The following is a 2,083-nucleotide window of genomic DNA, read 5'->3' as shown; positions in this document are numbered from 1 at the left end:
ATCCTCATCCGCTACTCTAAGTTCATTCATTAAGGTATCTATTTTTTCATCACCGTAGAGTCTGCTTAAAGAAAAGATGTTTTCAAGTGTGCTTTCACTTTCCTCATAGCCCTCGCTTTTTATCATTTCCTTTAAGACATCTTGATGGGATTCTTTATCAAAACTCCAAAGATTGACCTCGTTGACATCCCTGTTTTTTGAAACTGTCTGGCTTATATCAAAGATATAGTCCACCTTTTTATATGTGCCGTAGTCCTCTAAGATTGGAATACCTTTCTGCCCTCGCATAACCGTTCGGTTAAAGCGTTCCCTCCAGTAGTCGAACTTGGCACAGGCTGTCGCTTCAGGATTTTTATCATATATACTTAATTGACTTCTAAAATCATACCTTTGATTGTTTCCGACAACTTTTAGGAGCTTCAGATATTCTGCTTCATTATACAAAACATCTTGTTTTATTAGCTCCAAAATGTTATGAAAATCATTTATTCGCATTTTTACCTCCTTCTTTTTTCAAACAAAAAAGGCGGTTAGATTTTACTCTAATCACCTTCGCTATATACCAAATATTATTACTCTATTTCAATTTTTTAATTGATTCACTTTCAGATAGTATCTTCATTTGTTCAATAGCTATTGCATTTAATTTTTCCAATCTTTCAGATTGGCTCATGCCTTCATTTATAAATACCGCATTAAGATTCTCAAGATTAGAAAGGCAGACAAGCTGTGATATATCCGCATAATCTCTAATATTGCCTTTTAAATCCGGATTTTCATCACGCCACTCCTTAGCTGTTATTCCAAACAGAGAAACATTAAGAATATCCGCTTCACTTGCATAAATAAAATTGATTTTTTCTTTTGAAAGTTTATCCGGTACAAGTTTGTTTTTAATGGCATCTGTGTGAATTCTATAATTGATTTTTGCCAAATTTCTCTTAATATCCCATCCTAACTTCTTTTGTTCTTCTTCCTTTAGGCGTTCAAATTCCTTGATTAAATATAATTTAAAGTATGGCGATACCCAAGAAGCAAACTCAAATGCTATATCTTTATGAGCATAAGTTCCACCATATCTTCCTGCTCTCGCAACGATACCGATAGAATTAGTTTTTTCCACCCATTGCTTGACCGATAATATAAAACGGTTAAAACCTGCTTCATTTTTAATTCCCTCGAATTCGGGGGAATTAAAATTCGTGTTATACATTTCTTCCCAAATACCTAAAAACTCTATTGTATTCTTGTTTCTGAGCCACTTTTCAATCAAAGCAGAACCGTTCTCAATATTTCTAACCATATCCGTTAAAGAAATATAATCTCTATTGTCTATGGCAATAATGCTGATTTCTGAACCTTCAACATTTATTTTAGACATATAATCACCTCTCAATCATTAAATTGATTACTTTGCATTATAGCATTTTTAGAGCATTTTTTCCACGCTGAAATTCGTGCTGTCTTACTTGCGATATGTCAAAACCGCTTCTTTTATCTCATTTTCAATCGCATCTAAAAATTCTTTCTTAGATGATTTACCCTGAACAATATCAGATAATTCCATTTCCCACTTTGCTGTCGTTTCTGCCGACTTAAAGGTATCGGATACTATTGTTACAAGGCTGATCCCCTTATGCGTGGCAATCAAATTTTTCTTATCTCTTTCGACAAAACCCTTATAGATTAAGTTTTCAATAATTCCTGCCCTTGTTGCAGGTGTTCCAAGTCCCTTTCTTTCCACTTCTACACCTTTTTCTAAGGCTTCATTTCCTGCAATCTCCATAGACTTTAGAAGCGTATCTTCAGTAAAGTGTTTCGGTGGTTGAGTAAATTTTTCTTTAATCTCTTTATTTTCAATACTTAAAACATCACCAATACTTACATCAGGCAATACAGCATCTTCACTCTTTTTTGGTTTGTATTCTTTAAGGTATTTGCTAAAGCCTTCATCCTTAATTACCTTACCTGAACTTGTAAATTCAAAGCCGTCAAATTCAGCTACTATCTTCGTTATATTTTCAATGAGTGGATAACCTACACTTGCGTGAAATTTATCGGATATAAGGAAATTAACTTTTGC

At 33.7% G+C, this 2,083-nt stretch carries 3 protein-coding genes; all 3 read right to left on the bottom strand.

The window, feature by feature from the left end:
* Positions 1–495 (bottom strand): hypothetical protein (locus tag HMPREF9943_RS09575; RefSeq protein WP_004804479.1); only part of this gene is annotated, 495 nt, incomplete at its 3' end.
* Positions 496–577: 82 nt separating this feature from the next.
* Positions 578–1,381, bottom strand: coding sequence for a KilA-N domain-containing protein (locus tag HMPREF9943_RS09570; RefSeq protein WP_004804477.1), 804 nt, complete (start codon positions 1,379–1,381; stop codon positions 578–580).
* Positions 1,382–1,465: 84 nt separating this feature from the next.
* Positions 1,466–2,083, bottom strand: a 618-nt coding sequence (locus tag HMPREF9943_RS09565; RefSeq protein WP_004804473.1) for a DNA topoisomerase, incomplete at its 5' end; no start/stop codon positions are given.

Origin of the sequence: Eggerthia catenaformis OT 569 = DSM 20559 (assembly GCF_000340375.1) — a bacterium.
Taxonomy (GTDB): domain Bacteria; phylum Bacillota_I; class Bacilli_A; order Erysipelotrichales; family Coprobacillaceae; genus Eggerthia; species Eggerthia catenaformis.
Note: the sequence above shows the minus strand (reverse complement) of the source record. Positions and strands in the feature narration are given on the sequence as shown.

Bases quoted from the DNA above. Each gene is read 5' to 3' on its own strand.
- HMPREF9943_RS09570 (WP_004804477.1), bottom strand. From the start codon at position 1,381: ATGTCTAAAATAAATGTTGAAGGTTCAGAAATCAGCATTATTGCCATA.